Source organism: Fulvivirga imtechensis AK7 (assembly GCF_000331535.1).
Taxonomy (GTDB): Bacteria; Bacteroidota; Bacteroidia; order Cytophagales; family Cyclobacteriaceae; genus Fulvivirga; species Fulvivirga imtechensis.
In genome coordinates this window covers 58,532-79,349 of the sequence record NZ_AMZN01000028.1, presented here as the reverse complement: position 1 = coordinate 79,349, position 20,818 = coordinate 58,532, and the positions used below count along the sequence as shown (strand labels likewise).

General features: G+C 47.6%; 2 protein-coding genes. Both read right to left on the bottom strand.

Going from position 1 to position 20,818, the window contains the following annotated elements; all coding sequences use genetic code 11:
- Positions 1 to 26: 26 nt before the first annotated feature.
- Complete coding sequence (locus tag C900_RS08640) at positions 27 to 6,206, bottom strand: SDR family NAD(P)-dependent oxidoreductase (protein WP_009579371.1); 6,180 nt, start codon at positions 6,204 to 6,206, stop codon at positions 27 to 29.
- Positions 6,207 to 6,303: 97 nt separating this feature from the next.
- Entirely contained in the window at positions 6,304 to 20,718 is a 14,415-nt protein-coding gene (locus C900_RS08635) for an SDR family NAD(P)-dependent oxidoreductase (protein WP_185113962.1), read from the bottom strand.
- Positions 20,719 to 20,818: the final 100 nt, after the last annotated feature.

Below are 20,818 nucleotides of genomic sequence, written 5' to 3'. Positions count from 1 at the left end.
CTTACTTCTTTGATGGCTACAATAGCTCATTCAGAAAAAGTTGGGGATAGTTTACCGGAGAACCTCTCTCCGGGAGAACCTTCCAGTTCCTTGTGAAGAAATGCTCCCAGTGCCTGTATGGTTGAGTAATCATAAACCCTGGTTGCAGAGACATCCAAGCCAAGTCTTTTATTCACCACCTTCATCCACTCCACTCCAACGATGGAATCCAAACCCAGGTCAACAAAAGGTTTACTAATGTCAATCTCCGAAGAATCCAGGTAAAGTGCCTCCGCTAAACTTTTTCTAAGGTATTCATGCAACTGCGCTTTGGTATAGTCCGGCTCGGGTTCCTGTGATGAAACCACCTGCACGTTTTGGCTATCCCCGCTCCCATTAGGGGCGCTTAATGCCGGTGCCAACTGCTTTTCGGTTCCTTCAAAAACCACGGTCTGCTGTGAGTTATCCAGCCGGATGGCCTGTGGTTTGGATACCTGTGTTTTTTCAAAAGATGCAGGCATGTCTTGGGTAGCCAGCAGTTGTATGGCCCGTGGCTTGGCTGTGATTGTATTCGCAACTCCGTTGATATCATGGAAGTTAACCATAGGTATTGCCCGAGGCTTTTCCTTTGACGGTGCAGGCGCTGCCACATCGGTATGAGGCTGAGAGGTTCCGACATCGATTTCTTGTGTACCAATGGCATTAACGTTTATACTCATTTCATAAAACGACAAGCCTCTTAGCTGAACGCAAATATTCCCATGCTCATCAGACAGGTCTATATCCAGTCGTGTTTTTCCTCCCTGCCCGTTGTTGCTTTTTGCAAAACGCACCCATGTATACATCTCTTTTGTACACGGGGCCACTATGGCTAGCTGCTCCAAAGTAAGGGGCAAAAACGCATGATGAGGCTGCCGGTTAAGGTCAGTCAGCAGGCAAACGGAGGCTTGCAGGGCTGCGTCCAGTAATGCCGGATGCAGTATATAGTCGTTTTGACCAGCCGCAACGCTTGCTGGCAATTGTAATTGTGCCAATAGTTGATGCTCGCCCTTGTTTACCGAAACCAAACCCTGATGTGCAGGACCGTAGTGAAGGCCCATAGCTGAGAAAAACGGATATAGCTTACCCGGCCCATAACTTCCCTTTATCATTTGTCTCCGGAGGCTGTCTATATCGACCCGGGTAGCTCCCCTGCCGGTTGAGTGGACGACTTGCCCCAGGCAGTGAACGGTTTCCTCCCCGCTTTGCTGGCTAAAGACCTCAAAATCAATCACATTGTTTTCATCGGCAAACAGTGCAATATTCACCTGCTTTCCCTCTCCGCCAACTACTGGCTGCCCCCATTCGATATGATGCAGCTCCGTTACTACAGGCGTTTGCTGAGGCTCAGATGCCTGCTCTACGGCAGCCCGGGCCATTTCCAGCAGTGCCACAGCCGGCAGCATTTTTTGTGCATATCCGTTACCGGTATTGACCTGATAATCCTTAAAGAAAAATTCATTACCGGTGAAGGTTGAACTATAGCTCTGTTGGTTAAATTTTGAAGTGTTGGTATGGACCAACGGATGAAGCGCCATCGTGGTGGCTTCTGTTGGGGCAGGCAGTTCTTTTCCTGTTGAATCGATCCAATACCGCTCTTTCGCAAAAGGATAGGTGGGCAGGCTGATACGTTGAGGCTTTACACTACCGTATAGCTTATTCCAGTCCAGTTCCAGTCCGTTAACCCACAATTCCAGCACTTTAGCTAGTTTCTTGCCTATTATCCACTTGCTCAGGGTATGTTCAAAATCGTCATCCGCACTCATCAGCGATAGCAGGCTGTTATTTTGCTTCATGTGTCCATAAAACACATTTTCAGCTTCCTGCTCACCGTTGATCCAGGCCTGTAGCTTTTCAGCCAGATCATCGATGTTGTCCACTATAAAACCAATACGCTCTTCCATAGCCTCTCTGCCCACCTGAAGTGTATAGGCCATGGATACGAGGTCGGGTTGGGATCCATTAATATGATTCAAAAGATCAATGGCCTTCTGTTTTAACTGCTCCGGTGTTCTGGCAGATAAAGGGATAATGACCCTGTCCGTTATTTCGATATTAACAGGCGATTTGTTTATTTCTGTCGGAGGGATGAATTCCTCCACAATTAAATGCGCATTGGAGCCGCCCGCACCGAAGGCCGATATACCCGCTACCCGGGATACCTGCTGTCCGTCAATCACCGGGGCGTCCCATGCCCGCAAGGTTTGGTTGACGACAAATGGTGTGTTTTGAAAGTCTATGTACGGATTTAAAACAGATGAGTGCAACGAGGGGACTATCTGCCTGTATTTCATCTGCAGCAAAACCTTTGTCAGTCCGGCGATACCTGCAGCGGATTCACAGTGACCAATATTAGATTTGGCTGATCCTATCAGGCAATATCCGGTATCCTGAGTATGGTGCTGAAATGCCTGCGTCAGTGCTGCAATTTCGATAGGATCTCCCAGCTTGGTGCCTGTGCCATGCGCTTCTATGTAGCTAACATGCCGAGGGTCGGTTTCCGATTCTTTCAGCACCTGGCTGATCAACGCGGCCTGAGCACGCGGATTAGGGACTGAATAGCCGTTGGTCTTGCCTCCATGGTTAAGGCTGCTGCCCTTTATAACACCATAAATGTGATCTCTATCCCGCACGGCTTCTGATAGTCTTTTCAGTACTACCACTCCCACGCCTTCTCCGGGAATATAGCCATCACCGCCTTCTCCAAAGCTCTGACAGTGACCATCAGCAGAAATAAATCTTCCGGCACTGAGAAACAGGTATTTATTGGGGTGTATGCTCACATTGACACCCCCTGCAATGGCCATGTCCGTCCGCCCTAATTTCAGATCCTGGCAGGCCAGATGAATAGCAGACAGTGAAGAAGAACACATGGTGTCGAGCGTCATGCTGGGTCCATGCAGGTTCAACGTATAAGACACGCGGTTGGCAATGCTTGCGTAGCTGCCGGGCACTGACATCGGCTTCCCTCTCATGCTGGCTTCAATACCAAATAGCTGATATTCACTGTACATTACCCCTGCATACACCCCCACCTGGCCTGTGAGGTCATTTTCACGGGGCATTTGCAAACTTGTCCTGCTGTAACCCGCATCTTCAACGGCCATCCAGGCATGTTGTAAAAACAATCGCTCCTGGGGATCGATAAATTCCGCTTCCCTCGGGGAGATGTTAAAGAACCGTGGGTCAAATTCATCAACTCCTGATATAAAGCCACCCCATTTGCTGTAGTGATGCCCGTTTTTATTGCGGTCTGCAGTATAATATTCACGCCAGTCCCAACGCTCACGCGGCACTTCGATGATGCAGTCTTTTCCTTCACGGAGGTTATGCCAGTAGCGTTCAATGTCCACTGCCTCGGGGTAGCGGCCACTCATACCCACAATGGCGATAGGTTCTGCAAGAAAGGTATCTTTATCGGCTATTTCATTGCGGACTTGACTGCGAAATGATCTGGTGGTGGCTTTCCTGTTCCTTAGCTGAGCAGCAGGTTTGGGCGCTACTTCAATTGGCTGTGACTGCTCAGGCATATGTTTCTTTTGAGCAAATCGTGCCGATAATACTTCCGAAAAAGCTTTAACAAAGTAGCCCGTAAGTTCCTGTAGGGTCTGGTATTCAAAGAATAATGTTTTAGGTAGCGAACCAAATGTCTTCTCCAGTTGAGTAGTTAGCGTCAATGCGAGTATTGAGTCAATGCCATATTTTTCCAGCGGTTGCTGCACATCAATCCTGTGAGGAGAAAGTTTCAACACCTCTGCAAATTCTTTGCGCAGGTATTCCCGGGTCATCTCTGAAAGATCGCCATGATTTGTTTCAGCATTAGACACCTCTGCGTCTATCGATTGTAGCCCGAAACCGGATGCTGTTCGGTTTCCTGACTCCTCCAGCAAAGCCTTTAGTTGTGGTAGATTGCCTTCCAGTACCAATACCTGACCGTACTGTAATGCCAGTGCCTGGTAGAATGCATGCATACCTGAAGCCGTTTTCATTGGGCTCATCCCTGTGGTCTCCCTCAGCAGTTCCCGTGTAGCCTGGTCGGGGTTCATTCCCCCTTCCAGCCACAAAGGCCAATGCAGCGCCAGGGTCTTTCCCTGTCGCTGCTTTTTTGACACCAGGTGATTGCGATAGTCAGCAAACTGATTCATAAAACCGTTTGCCGCTGCATAGTCTGCCTGACCAATGTTGCCGAATACAGACGCAACTGATGAAAACAACACGAAGAAATCCAGGTCTGTGTTCCGGCATGCGAGATCTAAATTATAAGTTCCTGCAACCTTGGGGCGAAGCACACTGTCAAACTCGGTATCATCCTTTTTCAGAATGTAGTTATCGGCAATCATACCTGCACTATGTATGATCCCGTTTATCTGGCCGTATTCATCAATAACTGTATTGACAAACCGCTCAACCTGGGTCAAATCCTCAACTTCCAATTGACGATATTCAATGCCATCGCTGATAGCGCGTAATGCCTTCAAAACAGACTGTTTTTCCTTCAGGTCCTTCTGAGCTGAACGACCGGTGAGGATAATCCGAGAATTTGCCGTGCGTTGAATAATTTCCCTGGCAAACAACTGCCCCAGTCCACCTAAACCGCCTGTGATCACATAAACGCCTCGCTCTTTAAATGGAATGGCAGGTTGTTGCTCGGTGTTAGCAGTGATTTTCCAGCGTAAGATATTCCTGATGCCCTGTTCGTACTTGATGGTTGTATCCCGGGGCCTGTCTTGATCGTACTTTAACCGCTCCACCAACTCCTGTGTCTTCAATTGCGACTCTACCAGAATGATCTGCCCTATGAGTTGTGGGTTCTCTAACATGGCAGTGTTGATCATTCCCGACAGCCCTGCAAAAAATGTCTCTTGCAGGTCATAAGGTGCTACGATCTGGATGATAGTTGTACCTTGAGGTTTATTCCCGAGTATCTTTCGGAGAGACGCAAAACACGCTTGGGCAACTTCAAGGTAGCGCCCGGCTATGTCCCTGTCTTTTTCAGGCTTCAGCGCCAGAAGCTGAACCTCTGGCATCAACCTTTGAACCTTTTCCTCATCAACATCGGGCAGACCACAAAGGACAAGGTGTTGCTGTGCATATTTTGGTTTATTGCTTTGTGGTGATTTCGGGGATACTTGCCACTCCGGTGCGGCAAGCAAAGTATCGATGGTTTGCTGTTGCTCAGTAGCCACTGCTTTAGTACGTAGCTCGCGGGATGTAAAGCCCTGCATTTGAACACAGACATTCCCGTCCTGATCGCAAACGTCAATATCCAATTTTGTGATTTTGCTATTGGGATCTTCACCTGCGGTGTACCTCACCCAGGCATACATATTTTTGCTACAAGGCGAGAAGATCTTCACAGACTCCAGAGCGAAGGGTAGAGATGGCTGAGCAGGTAACTGACTCAGGTCATCAAAGAATCCGATAGCAGACTGCACAGCACTGTCCATCAACCCGGGATGTAAAACATACTTTTGCGAACCTGCCTCACCTACAACAGGTAGATCCAGATGTGCGAGTAGTTGCCTGTCTCCTTTGTAAATCGTTTGTATTCCCCGGTGACCTGCGCCATAATTAAATCCCAGGTCTGCGTAAGCTGCGTAAACGCTGTTTGATTGAAAGCTGCCTTGCTGTGTCTGCTCGCGGAGCCTGGCAAGATCAAGTTTGCCCGGCGTTGACTTCTTGACAACGATAGCCTGCCCCTGACAGTGGATCGTTTCCTTAACTTCCTCCTCAGCACCGTCTATAAGCGTGTAAATTTCAAAATTTATGTAGCCATTCTGGATCTCATTATCACTTCCAAACAAAGCAATGGTTACTTCCTTTGGTCCCGAAACTATGATTGGCTGAGCCCATACCACATTACGCAACTCTATAATGGTTGATTCCTGTCGTACCTGCATAGCTCCCTCTACGGCAGCCCTGGCCATTTCCAGGTAAGCTACCCCAGGCAACACCTTCTGCCCTTTGACCTGATGGTCTTTCAGGAAGAACTCATCACCATAAAAGGTAGAAGTATAGCTTTGTTCACTTAAATCCGAAGTATTGCTATGCAACAGGGGATGCAAGGCTGATGATCCGGAAGTAGTTTGGGAGTTAATAGAAAATTGTTTAATGAGGGCCAAAGCATCTGTTTTTGATAGCCTCTTACTCTTTAGCTCCCTGACTACATATGTTACAAAATCAATCATTTATAGATACCTCCTATTTGATTTTCCTTTTCTTAACTATTGCTTAAAAACTGAACGTATGAAATACTCACTGACGAAAATCCACATCCAATCGTCTTCATTGCATGTATGACCCATTATTTAATAATTTGACAGCCTGATCTACATCCAACGATTCATCCTCAACCTTGCTGAGGATATCCTCAATTAATTCATAATTACCATTTACCCTCTGCCCATTGCCGGTATGTTGATCGGTGGTTGCTTTTTCCGCCTTTTTATCGACCCAATAGCGCTCTTTTGCAAATGGATACTTAGGAACATTGATGCGCCGGGGCTTAACCTCTCCATAGAGTTTGTTCCAATCCAGTACGAGGCCTTTAACCCATAGATCCAGTAATTTGGAAAGTCTTTTATTGGTGATCCATTTGTCGATGGTTTCCTGCAGGTCGGCATCGACATTGAACAATGAAACTGACGGATCATGAAGTTTAACCTCTCCCGAATAAGCGCCTTCGATATCCTCTTCCGCATTCAGCCAGGACCGGAGCTTATCTGCCAATTCCTCAATGGTATTCACAATGAATCCCAGACGTACCTCCATGGCCTCACGGGTTACCTGCAGGGAGTAGGCCAATGCAACCAGATCAATGCTTTTTGCAACAGGTTCTTCTGTTGTTTGATCAGGGGTACTGATAAAAGTTAACAAGTCACTGGCTTTCTGCTTCAACTGTTCACCTGTTTTTGCAGACAGGGCGATGATGACGGAACTATCTTTCGGAGCGACAACAACTGCTGAATGCTCATTTACCGGTGGCATATATTCTTCTATAACCACATGTGCATTGGTGCCACTACGACCAAATGAGCTCACACCCCCCATACGAGGTTTGTCATTTTCCTTTTCCCATTCCCTGGTAGCTTTGTTGATGTAGAACGGGCTGTCTTCCCAGGTGATGTAATCATTCTCGTCATCGCAATTGATGGTGGCGGGTATCGTATTGTGCTGCAATCCTTTTAGCAAACTCACCACACTTACCAGCCCGGAGGCTGCCATGGTATGTCCCAGGTTACTCTTGCAGCTCGTGATGGCACATGGTTGCTGCCTTGAAGTGGACTGTTCCGCGCTCAGCTTTTTGAAGGCCTCATTCAGCGCGTTTAGTTCAATGGGGTCGCCCAGCTTTGTACCTGTGCCATGAGCTACAATATGAGAGATATCTGCAGGGTTGATGCTATAGTTGGTATAAATATTCCTGATCAGCTCTTCCTGCCTTTTGCCATTAGGCGCTGTTACTCCATTGGTCTTTCCATCGAAATTGATTCCGCTACCTTTGATGGTACCATAAATCGGATTACCAGCGGCAATAGCTGCCGACAACGGCTTCAGCATCAGTACCACTACTGCTTCACCTACTCCTATTCCATTCGCTCTTTTTGCAAAGCTATAGCACTGACCATCCTGTGACAGCATTCCTGCCTGGCTCATCTTCATATAGAATGTCGGTGATAAGATAAACGAGGAGATACCTGCAACCAATGTCGACTCGCATTCTCCGTTTCGCAGGCTCATGATCGCCTGATGCAGCGCTACCAGGCCGGAAGAGCAGGCAGTATTGGTAGCAATAGTAGGACCATGCAAGTCAAGATAATACGACAGTCTGGAGGATATCATGGCGTTACCGCTATTTCCAACCCCCTGCTCATCAACAACGAGCGAGTCGTACTGACTTTCTTCCATACCCACAAATACACCAACTGAAGACCCCCTTAGCGATGACGGGTCTATCTGCGCATCCTCTATGGCCTTATAGGCTTCCATCAGGAGCAGTCTTTGCCCGGGGTCGGTCGCCTCTGCTTCTCTGGGTGAAATTTCAAAAAACAGCGGATCGAATTCGTCCACATTGCTAATAAAGCCTCCCTTGTTGGTGCTGATCTTATTAGCGGGATCACCGGACTCGGTAAAGTAATCACGCCAGTTCCAGCGCGATGAAGGGATCTCAGTGATCGCACTCTCACCCTTTTCCAGTATAGTCCATAGTTGATCTACTGTGTCTGCTTTTGGGAAACGCCCCGACATACCAATAACCGCAATGGGCTCTTGCTTCAAGCCGGCATTATTTAAACGGCCTTCCGCTCTGGTATGTAGGAAGCGCTTTCTCACCTGTGATCTATTATTAGTTGTATTGATCGGTTTGGCTGTTGCCGGAATTTTCATCTCATTCACTGCACTTTGTGGCTTGCTATAGAATTCCTGGATATGTGTTTGATGCTCCCCGGTAAAATATTCGCTCAACTTTCCAATAGTGGCATAATTGAAAAACAAGGCTGGAGTGACAGCCAGTGAAAAATGCTCCTGTAGTCGCTTGGCGAATGTGGCCAGGCTTATGGAATCAAACCCGTAGTCAGCCAGGTTGGTGATCCCATCCAGTTTCTCCGCAGGTATCTTCAGGCTTGATGATACAAGTTTGACAAGATCGGCAAAAACGCATTCCTTTGGCGACAAGTCCTGATACTGAACCTTCCATCCTTTGCTGATATGAGCAGGCATATTTTGCTGTCTTTCCACTGTTTCAACAGGTTTTTTAGCTTCATATATCCTTCCTAAAAACTGCTCTACACGAGTTGGCTTGCCTTTCATAACCAGCGTCTGTGCCTGGTCTGAGCGAATGATATCATGCCATATTGCTATCCCTTCTGCTGTTTCAAGCATCTCCTGTCCACTGCTCTTCAGGTAAAACGCGGCTTCTTCTGCGTCACCTTTGCCCATGCCTCCTTCTTTCCAGAATGGCCAGTTGATAACAAGAGACCTTCCATTACCCTGCTTTTTCTGCTGGCGATGGTATGCGTATGCCATTTGGAAACGGTTGGCAATAGCATAGTCGCAGGAACCGAAGTCACCAAGCAAAGCGGCTGATGAGGAGAAATAGCAAACGAAATCCAGGCGCTGATGATCCAGCATCTCATCCAATAAAACCGTCCCGACCGACTTAGGGTGCAGCACCGAGTTAATGCTATCTGCTGTTTTTTCATAGAAAGGCTGAACGCTCTCAACACCTGCTGCGTGGATAACACCGGACAGATCAAAAGGTAGTTTTCCTGCCCATAAAGCCAACGCCTCTCTGTTGCTGATATCAACAGCGGCATAATGCACTTCCTGAGCGCCTGCCTTTTTCAGCTCATCAACTTTTTGCCGAATACCAGGAGTAAGCGACCTTCTGCCAAGCAGTATCAACTTTGCCTGATATTCCCGGGCTAAATAGTGTGCAAACCTGAACCCCAGCTCACCACAGCCTCCGGTAATTAAATAACTTCCATTTTTCTTCAATACCGGTTCTTGTGTTGTTTTATTCAACTCGCATGGCTCAAAGGATAATGCAAATCTCTGCTGCCCTTTATACCAGATGATGCCCGGCTGTTGCGCTGCATCCAAAAGCTGCTGAGGAGTATGTGAGGATGAATCAGTATAAAGTAATGATAACCGCACATCAGGCAGGAGAAGTTTTAACGATCTTTCAAAGCCGATCCATGAGTAATCCCAGCAAGTGTCTGGCGATGAGGGGTCATAATGACCTGTCAGTATTACATCGACAGGATGGTTAAATTCTTTAATGGCTTTGAATAAGTTAAACAATGTATGAATACCTGTTTCCTTCTGATCTTTCGCCCAGGTATATATCAGTGTAAGTGGTATATCGGATTTTGGAACGCCATTAAGCACCTTTTGGATGTCTCCTCCATTGTTTAAACGACAATAGTAGGCGCTGTCGGATACTTTCTGGTAGTTATCGCCTTGGGACACCACGACTGCCCCGGCCCACTGTTCGCTACCGTTTACAACCTTCCCGAATTCCTCATCTGCGAAGATCACAATCTGCTTACCTTCCGGCAGTGATACACCGGAAGCGAGTGGCTGTTCCTTCCAGTATTCCCTGAAGAACATTTGTTGCGATACTTCCTGCTGTTGTTCTCCCGTGGCAAGTGTTTCCTCTCTTACAACAGTTGTGCTTTGTCTATTCTCAATATCCGCTCTTTCGGCAGTGAATTGGTTGAAGGACAACCCTCTCATTTGTGCGCAGACATTTCCGTGCTGATCCATAAGGTCAACGTCAAGCGTTTTGTCAGATTTCGCACTGCTACGCACCCAGACCACCATATCTGTAGAACAAGCGGATATGATGCGAACAGCATCCAGGGAATGAGGGACAACCGGCTGTGACGAACGATCCAATTCAGTGGCCAAATAACTGCCAGCAAGCAGGGCTACATCCATAATTGCCGGGCGAAGCAGATAGTTGTCTTCGGAAGGCGCCAGATTTACTTCCAACAACAACTCTTTCTCTCTGTGATAAACAGTTGTTATTCCCTGACGTGTAGCTCCATACGTGATGCCCAGTCTGGCTAAAACCTCGTAAATATCGACTTGCGTTGACGCCCCTTGCTGCATCTGCTTTCTGAGTTGCGCAATATCGATCTTGCCGGTTTCAGGTTGAGTGCCAAAAACCACACTACCATAAAAATGTGGCTTCTCCGTTTCAGATTCCTCGCTGTGGATCTCCACATCTATCCATTCATGGCCACCACTGCTCGGATCATTTGCAAACAATGCCGTTATGATCTCTTTCTTTGCCGGCAGTAAGATCGGCTGCTCCCAGATCATATTACTCAATTCCATGCCCTGAGCCCCTGATTTTTTTGAAGTTGCCAACGCCACTGCAGCCCGGGCCATTTCAATAGCTGCGAATGGGGACAGCGCCACGGCTCCATTGATCCGGTAGTCTTTAGCAAAGAACTCTTCCCCGCTAAAAACAGACCTGTAGCATTGCTGATCAAGGTCTGAGATATTTTCATGAATCAGCGGGTGAAGCACTGACACGTTGGCGGCTGTTTTGGTGTTGAGTGTCTTGCTATTATCTTCAAACCAGTACCGCTCCTTGGCAAATGGATACGTAGGAAGGCTGGTACGCTTTGGCTTGTTTTCACCATACAGCCTATTCCAGTCCAGTTCTATGCCTTTCACCCACAAATCAGCCAGTTTTGTAAGTTTCTTTTGGCTGATCCAGGTATCGATAATGGACCTTTTAAGGTCATCGTCACGGTTGATGATGCTCAGGCCTTCCTTGTTACTTTTCACCTGTCCCTGAAAAATATCGCTAATACCCTGAGTACCGTCCGCGTAAGCCTGAAGCTTTTCCGCCAGTTGTTCCACGGAGCCAGCCATTAGAGCCAGACGCTCGTCCATGGCATCCCTACCAATTTGCAGGGTATATGTCATCTCAACCAGGTCGATCGATGGTTCCCTTCGAATAAAGGCCAAAAGATCAATGGCTTTTTGTTTCAACTGATCAGCCGTTTTTGCAGACAGTGGCACGATGATCTTAGAATCCTGAGTAATGACAGAAACAGATCGCTTATTTTCTACAGGCGCCACATATTCTGACAATACAATGTGGGCATTGGTACCGCTAAAGCCAAAGGCGCTGATCGCAGCCTGCCGTTTCCCGGCCTCACCTGCCTTCCACTCTTTCAGCTCATTATTTACATAGAACGGGCTGTCTTTCAAGGCAATGTGCTCGTTCAGCGAATCATAGTTTATGGTTGGGGGCAGTTGTTGATGTTTTAGCGCCAGCAGGGTTTTGATGAAACTGGCCACCCCGGCTGCGGTGAGGCAGTGGCCAATATTGCTCTTGACCGACCCCAGCGCACAGTATTCTTTTTTCTTTGTATAATTTTTAAAGGATTGCTTGAGCGCATTCACTTCGATCGGATCACCCAGTTTGGTACCGGTACCGTGGGCTTCCACAAGTTGAATACTATCGGGATCAATCTTAAACCTATCATATACCTCCCGTTCCAAACGTATCTGTGATTCTTCATTCGGAGCAGTGATACCGTTCGTTTTTCCATCCTGGTTTACACCCCAGCCTTCGATGACGCCATGGATGATATCATTATCTTTCTGTGCATCAGCCAAACGCTTAAGTATCACAACACCAACCCCTTCACCCGGAACAAAGCCATTTGCCTTTTGATCAAACGTATGGCATTTTCCATCGCGTGAAAGCATGCCTGCCTGCGAGCTTTTTATGTGCATATCCGGACCAACCATTACATATACACCTCCTGCCATGGCCATATCACAGCTTCCGGAAACCAAACTGTCACAGGCTGAAGCTATGGCAACCAATGATGAAGAGCAGGCAGTATCGATAGATACACAAGGGCCTTGCAGGTTCAACAGGTAGCAAATGCGGGCCGCCAAAATGGAAGTAGCTCCGCCCGTGAAACCCTGAGCGCTTATTTGCAGTTCTCTTGAAAGTAAATGATAATCACCACTGGCACAGCCCATGTAAACACCGCACCTGCTGCCCGATAAGCTCTTGGGGCTATAGCCTGCATTTTCAATGCTTTCCCAACAAGCCTGCAACAGCACCCGTTGCTGAGGGTCCATACTCTCAGCATCGGTGGGAGAAATATTGAAAAACAATGGGTCGAACAAGTCATAGCCTTCCATGAGGCCTGCCCATTTACTGTTGGTTTTGCCTGGCACCGGCTCACCCTCATGGTAAAAGGTATTGATATCCCAGCGCTTCTGGGGCACTTCGCTAATGCAGTTTTTGCCTGCTGCGATGTTTTTCCAGAAATCATCCAGGTTTCCTGACATTGGAAACTGACCTGCCATGCCAACTACGGCTATGGATTGCGCATGATCCGGATATTGGGCACGCAACCCCTTAAACACAGGCCTGTTTCGCCAGGAAGTAAGCTTTTTCAAGGTTGGCGGCAACACCCGCTCAGCCTTTGCCTTCAAAGCAACATGATCAGAAAATGGCCTGGCCGGAATCACCGGTTGGCCTAATTCGCTGGGTACAGTGCCCAACTTCTCAGCTTCTTCTTTTACATGCCCACTAAGTTCAGAGAGCGTGGGATAGCTGTAGATCTTCGTTGCTTCAATTGAAGTTTTATATTTTTCGTTGATCCTGCGTATCCAGGTGACCCCTGTAATGGAATCCAGACCCAGGTCGATAAATTGGGTGTCCTCATCGATCTCGTGTTCCTGCAGGTGCAACTCTTCAGCCAGCATCTTTTTTATGCTGTCCGCCACCGCAAACCGGGCATTTGAATGCTGAGACGATCCTGTCGGCTCACCATTTCTTTGGATCTCTGTAGCAGGGACAGCGGATATTACAGTTGCGGACTTGTCAGGTAAAAGGTCTGATTTGCCGGCCTCTTCCATAACATAGCGACTCAGTTCGGAGAGGGTCGGGTAGCTGTAGATCTTCGTTGCCTCGATCGAGGTTTTGTATTTATCGTTAATCCTGCGCACCAATGTAACCCCTGTAACGGAGTCAAGGCCCAGATCAACAAACTGTGTATCTTCTTCAATTTCATGCTCTTGGAGATGAAGTTCCTCCGCCAGAAACTGTCTTACGCTGGCCATAACCGAATCACCGGATGGCACCTCTCTGGTCGGATCAGAGTTCTGCGTAGAAACAGGCTCACTGTGCTTCGAGATGCGCAGTTCTACGGTACGCTCCCCCTGATGAAAGTTATCTTTGATCTGCTGCAAGGTATCCTGCTGCCCCACAAATGTTTTTTCATGCATTGCCAACTCAAGCTCTATAGTTTCCTTGAGTGGCTCTTGCAGGTTGTGAGTGAACTGATGTTTTAAAGCTATCAGGACGCTCCGTGAGCATTTTGCTATTTTTCCTGCCAGTTCAAGAGCCGCTTCATTCACTTGCGCTCTTCGCAGCACGGGAACACGGAGACCCCTGTCTCTGAAATGATCGCCTGCATACTCCTGAGCTGTCAGTAAGGTTTCTCTGGCCAGATCATACCCGGTTTTCTCCGGGAAGATAAAGGTGGCTCCCGCTCCCGGTGTAAATCCATAGGTCATATACGGACTCACATACTTGCTTTCTTCACTGAACAGAACAAGGTCTGCGAACATACCCATTGCCCAGCCGGCTCCGATACCATGCCCCTGCATGGCTGCTATCACCGGCAGTTTACATTTCATGGCCAGTTGATAGATCTTGGTATCAGTAAATTTGCTTTTCCCTTCCTGAATAGCCAGCAATGCCTCTTTTGTACCTCCCGAAGCAAAATAATTATCATAGCCGGTCAATACTACCACCTTATATTCTTCCGCTTGTTCAATATGCCCGAATACTTCTGTTATCCCTTGTGTGAAAGCATCAGAAAACATATTCTTCGCTTCCCGGTCCTCCATTTTAACAACCAATATCCCTTCCGGATGGGCGGTAGCTGTAATAACCTCTGATTTGAGGTTGATCGAAACGGGCGAAGCGGGCAGAGCTTTAAAGGTCTCTCCTTCTGTCTCCAGCCAGGCTGGTAGTTCTTCGACTTTTTGCTTTATGCTTAATGCCCTTTGCTTTTTCCATGACATTAAGGTATCAGAAGGCAACTTAGTCCATGACGCTGCGAGCTGCAATGCCGCAGATAAGCCTTCTCCCTGTTCAGCAATGTTTAAATTTCCAGCACGTTGCTGTAATTCACGACCTGAATATTCAGTGCCGGCCAGCAGTATTTCCTTACCAAAATAATTTCCAAACCGATGTTGAAATATCATGACAGCCTGTTGCGCCAACTCAGGACTTTGCCTGATATCCCCGATGGAATAGCGTCCCTCTACATTGTAGATGCATGCTTCACAAAACTGACTGAAGAACCAGGCCCGCCCACTGGTATCCGAATCCAATACGGCTATGACGGGGATTGGTAATTCAAGGGACAACTGTTGCAGATCCATTATTTCGCTGACTGCCGTTTCCAACTTGTTCTCCGGTAGAAAATCCGGGTACTCACTTACGAGGACCATAGACTTGTACGAAGATGTACTGTCAATCCGGGAGAAAATATTTTTTACATCTTTGACCAGTGCCTTTATTCCATATTTCTTTCTGGTCATGCCAATCCTGATGACCAGCACATTATCATGCGTTTCTAACCGAATATGTTTAGCTGGCAAAGTAATACCAGGGACCGCTTCATCAGACATTCTCCCGGTTGTCATGGCGCTCAGCACACTAAGCCCGTTAGTTAGCTTCACAATATGGCGGGCCAAATGCTGCTTAAGCAATGCGAGCGATGTTTCAGACTTTTTCGCCAGCGCCAACGCAAGGTCTTCAGTGTAACCTTCAACCTGCTCCTGTGGAAGGATCGGGCAGGTCCATCCTTTTGCTTGAAGTTGTTGACCGGTATAAGTTTCAGAGCAATATAAAAAGTCTGAGGCCAGCTCCGCACCAAACCGTCCTTCAAAAAGCTGGTATTCATGGTCTGAAGGAAATATACCTTCCTGTGGTATCGTGTAGTAATAGTTGGCTTCTCTGCTGCAAATCATAAAATCACAGAGCGCCCCAACCAGGAAACCTGCGCCTGCAGCGTTGCCTTGCATAGCAGCAATGACCGGGTATGGAAAGGATGCGATCGCCTGATACAGTTTTTGTTCAACTGCCACATTGTACTCATTTCGGCCGCCATGCAGGAAACCACCTTTTGAACCTTTGAGGATCAACACCTTGACTGAAGGCGCTTTTTGCACCGTGTTAAGCACCAGTAGGAGTTGGTTTGTCAGGTCATCCGAAAGCTTATTGGTGCCACCTGCCTCTATCAGGATGGAAAATATACCGTTTCCATGATCATATAAACTCACCAAAGGAACCGTGGACGACCGACTGTCCTTTGAAGAGAAACCTATGGTTGTGTCTGTAAGCACAACGGCAGCTTTTGCTGAGGTACGTTTGATTTTTCCCGGATCGAGGTCATCAGGCGCAGCTAACGAAATGGCTGTTGGTTTTTTCAATGCTACATTTGCAAAACTTTGCGATGGTTCACCGCTACCGTTACCCTTGGCTACGTGTAGCGGCAGAGGTATCTGACGGGGCTCCTTAAGTGCCGGAGACGAAACTGTTTGAACCGGAATATCCACTTGAGCCGCGGTGTTCAGCGACTCCTGCTGACAGGCAACTCCACGCATTTGAACGCAAATATTCCCTTGTGGATCACACAGGTCAATATCCAGTTGGATAATGTCATCTGTTGCCCTACTGCCCAGCGTGTATCGGACCCAGGCAAGCATCTCTGTAGTACAGGCTGATGCAATGCGGATCGATGCTACAGCGAAAGGGATAACAGGCTGACTTACATTCAAAGCAATAGCAGCGTGCAGGGCGCTGTCCACAATAGCAGGGTGTAATTGATAATCTTTTTGACTAACCCCTACTGCCTCAGGTATTCTCAACTGTGCAAGTACCTGATCCACTCCCCGGTCGACAAAAACGACACCCTGATGGGCTGCGGGATAGCTCATGCCCGCTTCGATGAAGATTGTGTACAGCTCGTTAGCTGTCAGTCTCCCCTCCTTCGTTTGCCCTTTTAGCTGTTCCGTATCGAGTTTTTGATTAGCTGAAGGCACGAAGCTTGCGGACCCCTGGCAATGGATAACCTCCTCAGCTTCGTCTTTGCTGTAAATCTCAAAATCCACTCCATCACCATCTTTTGTCAACAGGGCTATAGCAATTTGTTTATTTTCCGCAGCGATAAAGGGCTGACCCCAGACCAGATCATGTAATTCGATGAGTTCCGATCCTTCTTTGGCAGGCATAGATTTTTCTACAGCAGCCCTGGCCATTTCCAGATATGCCACGGCAGGTAACATTTTTTGCCCGGAACCATTGCCGTTCAAAGGGTAATCCGCAAAGAAGAATTCATTACCGCTAAAAGTCGAACTATAACACTGCTGCACCAGGTCTGAGGTGTTCACGTGCAACAAAGGATGGAGAACAGGTGCAGAAGCATTTGACATCAGCTCCTCAGTATCTGTCGTATCTATCCAATATCGCTCACGGGCAAATGGATAAGCCGGTAAACTGATCAGGTTGGGTCTGTTGTCGCCATAAAGCCTGCTCCAATCCAGATCAATGCCTTTGACCCATAAATCCAGCAACCTTCCGAGTTGCTTTTGGGCTATCCATTGCTCGGTGTCTTTTTGTAAGTCTGTATCTTTTCCAAAAACCTCTTTGTTACGCTTTACCTGACCGTGATAAGTATCTGCGACACCCTGTTCACCGTTGATATAAGCCGTAAGCTTATCTGCCAACTGATCGATCGAACTAACCACAAAGCCTAATCGCTCGTCCATAGCTTCCCTGCCCACCTGAAGGGTATAGGCCATGGCAATGAGGTCGGGCTGAAATGCACGGATAAAGTCCAGCAGATCAGTGGCTTTTTGTTTTAATTGCTCCGCTGTTCGGGCTGAAAGAGGTATCACCACCGTGGTATCATGTGCCACAGGAGCGACAGTCTGGCTTACCTCCGCTGATGGCACATACTCCTGTATAATGATATGGGCATTTGATCCCCCTGCACCAAAAGAAGATATACCTGCAATGCGAGGCAATAGCTTTCCTTCAATCTCCGGTTGGCGCCAGGGGGTCAGGGTTTGGTTGACGGTAAATGGTGTATCGTTAAAATCGATATAGGGATTCAACTTCTGCGAATGCAGCGAGGACACAATTTCCTTGTGCTTCAGTTGTAGTAACACTTTCGTTAATCCTGCAATACCTGCTGCTGATTCACAATGGCCAATATTTGACTTGGCTGATCCGATCAGGCAGAAGCCGTTATCCTCTGTGTGCTTTTTAAAGGCCTGGTTCAGCGCTGCTATTTCAATCGGGTCACCGAGTTTGGTGCCTGTACCGTGAGCTTCTATGTAGCTGATGTGGCGTGGGTCTATATTGGCTTCCGACAGCGCGCGGGTAATGGCGGCAGCCTGTGCCTTAGGATTGGGTACGCTATAACCATTGGTTTTGCCCCCATGATTGAGTGCACTGCCCTTAATAATGCCATAGATATGATTGCCATCCCGCTCGGCTTCTGACAATCTTTTCAATATAACCACACCAACACCTTCTCCGGGAATATAACCATCACCACCCTCACCAAAGCTTTGGCAATGGCCATCGCTGGAGATGAACTGGCCCGTACTGAGGTACAAGTATTTATTGGGATGAATGCTGACATTAACACCTCCGGCTATCGCGAGGTTTGTCCTTCCGAGCTGTAGATCCTGACAGGCCAAATGAATGGCCGTCAATGACGAAGAACACATAGTATCCAGTGTCATGCTGGGGCCGTGCAGGTTAAGCACATAAGACACCCTGTTGGCAATACTGGCATAACTATTCATCAGCGCCATGCCCTTGCCCCGGGCTCCAAAGAGTTGATACTCTCCGTACATCACACCTACGTACACTCCTACCTGACCGGCAAGATCCTGCTCATCAGCTATTTGCAGACTGTCGCGTGTATAGCCTGCATCTTCGATCGCCATCCAGGCATGTTGTAAAAAGAGGCGCTCCTGAGGATCAATATTCGCGGCTTCCCGCGGTGCGATGTTGAAGAACCTCGGGTCAAATTCATCAACACCTTCTATAAACCCACCCCATTTGCTATAATGGTGTCCGCCTTTCGTACGATCTTCAGAGTAGTAGTCACGCCAGTCCCACCGATCTTTGGGAACTTCAATGATACAGTCTTTTCCCTGACGGAGATTTTGCCAGTACTCCCGGATATCTTTTGCCTCAGGGTAGCGGCCACTCAACCCCACAATAGCGATTGGGTCACTGTCATGATCGGTCTTGCTGTTTTTTACGGATACAGGTTCCTGGCGCTGACGAAGAAACCGACCGCCTGAGCGTTGTCTGGCCTGTAGTTGAGGTTTGGGCATTGCTACATCACCAGGCTTTTGCGAGGAGCTGCCTTCATTGTTTTTGCTAAATAGCGCTTTGAGGACGTCCGGAAATGACTTTGTAAAATATTCCGTGAGTTCATGAGCTGTCTGGTATTCGAAGAACAAAGTTTTAGGCAAGGAACCAAAAGATTTTTCCAACTGGTTGGTAAGGTTCATTGCCAGGATAGAATCTATACCATATTTCTCCATTGGCGCCTGTGGGTCCAGTTGATGAGGGGCTATTTTCAACTGCGATGCCAGTTCACCGCAGATGAAATCCAGTGCCTTTTCAAAAAGGCTCCTTTTATCAGACCCGTTAGCAGAAGTTGCGAGGGGTAGCACATCATGAAAATCATGGGTACTTTCCACTGGGGGACGATCTTTGTTTCTTTCAAATAGCCTGTGGCGTATTTGCGTATAGTCTCCGTCCGTTACCATTACCTGCTCATGCTGCAGTTCCAGGCAGCGATAGAAGTTTTGCATGCCGGCTGGGGTGGTCAGCGCCCGCAAGCCTGTGATCTCCCCTAGCATCTCCTGGGTTGCTTCGTCCATCCTCATTCCGCCCTCCTGCCACAATGGCCAGTTGACAGAGATGGTTTTTCCTTTTCTCTTATTAGTCTCAACCAGGGCATTGCGGTAGACTGCATATTGATCCATAAAAGCGTTGGCCGCTGCATAGTCGGCCTGCCCGGAGTTGCCCAGCCATGAGGCTACCGAGGAAAACAACACCATGAAATCAAGATCGATATCATGCGTGGCCTGGTCGAGGTTAAATGTTCCGGTGACCTTGGGTAAAAGTACACGCCCGAATTCCTCAGCGGTCTTCTTTAAAATGAAGTTATCTGAATTTATTCCTGCACAATGGATAATGCCATTGATTTGTTTATAATGGCCCTTAATGTAAGTAATCAGTTGCCCGACCTGATCCGGGTCAGCGATATCTGCCTGCCGGTATTCAACTGAAGTTCCCGTACCAGACAACTCTTCCAGCACTTTCTTTCTTGCAGGCGTTAGCTCCGAGCGGCCGGCTAAGATGATCCTGGCTTTGCTGGTTTGCCTGATTATCTCTCTGGCAAACAAAACTCCCAAGCCACCGAATCCTCCGGTGATCAGGTAGACACCACGATCTTTAAAAGCAATTTTAGGCGCTTTCCCTCTTGTTGATATTTCCTGCAAACGCAAAACCCTGCGGCCATCATTATCATATTTTATGACCTCATCCTGATGCCTTGTTTTTTCCAGCTCCAGTCGTTTCACCAGTTCGTCACCGAAAATATCCGTCTGCAAAAGAATAATCTGGCCGGCTATGTGAGGGTTTTCGAGCGCTGCAGTTTTCAGCAATCCGGACAGTCCGGCAAAAAGTTTTTCTTCCTGATTATCAGGTATTACAATCTGCAAAAGCACTTTACCGGAGGGCTTTTTATGAAGTATATTTTTTATTAATTCAAAACAAGTTCCGGCAATTTCACTAAAGCGTTCCGCAATATTTTGTTGTGATGATCGGAGCGTCAGGCAATGGCTGCCGGGGATCATAGTTTCAATACGTTTTTCATCAATTGACGACATTTCGCACAGTATAATGTGTCGTTCCGCGAAGGCTGAAGCGCTTTCATCTGCTGGTTTCGATATATTGTCTTCTTCCCAAACAGGAGCAGACAGAAGGGTACCCATACCTTTTTCCTGGCCCTGCTGTTTCAAGGCCCTGATCTCTTGTAAAGCTTCCTTTTGTGTAAGCTTTCCCTTAAACAAATCCTGATATATTTGTTTTAACCTTCTTTTCATCTTTTTCCCTTTTCTAGAATTTGGATTTGAGGTATTAATACTTGACATGAACCGTTTTCAAGTTCACTGCCGACTGTTTGACCGATGTGATTGACTAACT

Coding starts and splice junctions, on each gene's coding strand:
- C900_RS08640 (WP_009579371.1), bottom strand. CDS start 6,206: ATGATTGATTTTGTAACATATGTAGTCAGGGAGCTAAAGAGTAAGAGG.
- C900_RS08635 (WP_185113962.1), bottom strand. CDS start 20,718: ATGAAAAGAAGGTTAAAACAAATATATCAGGATTTGTTTAAGGGAAAG.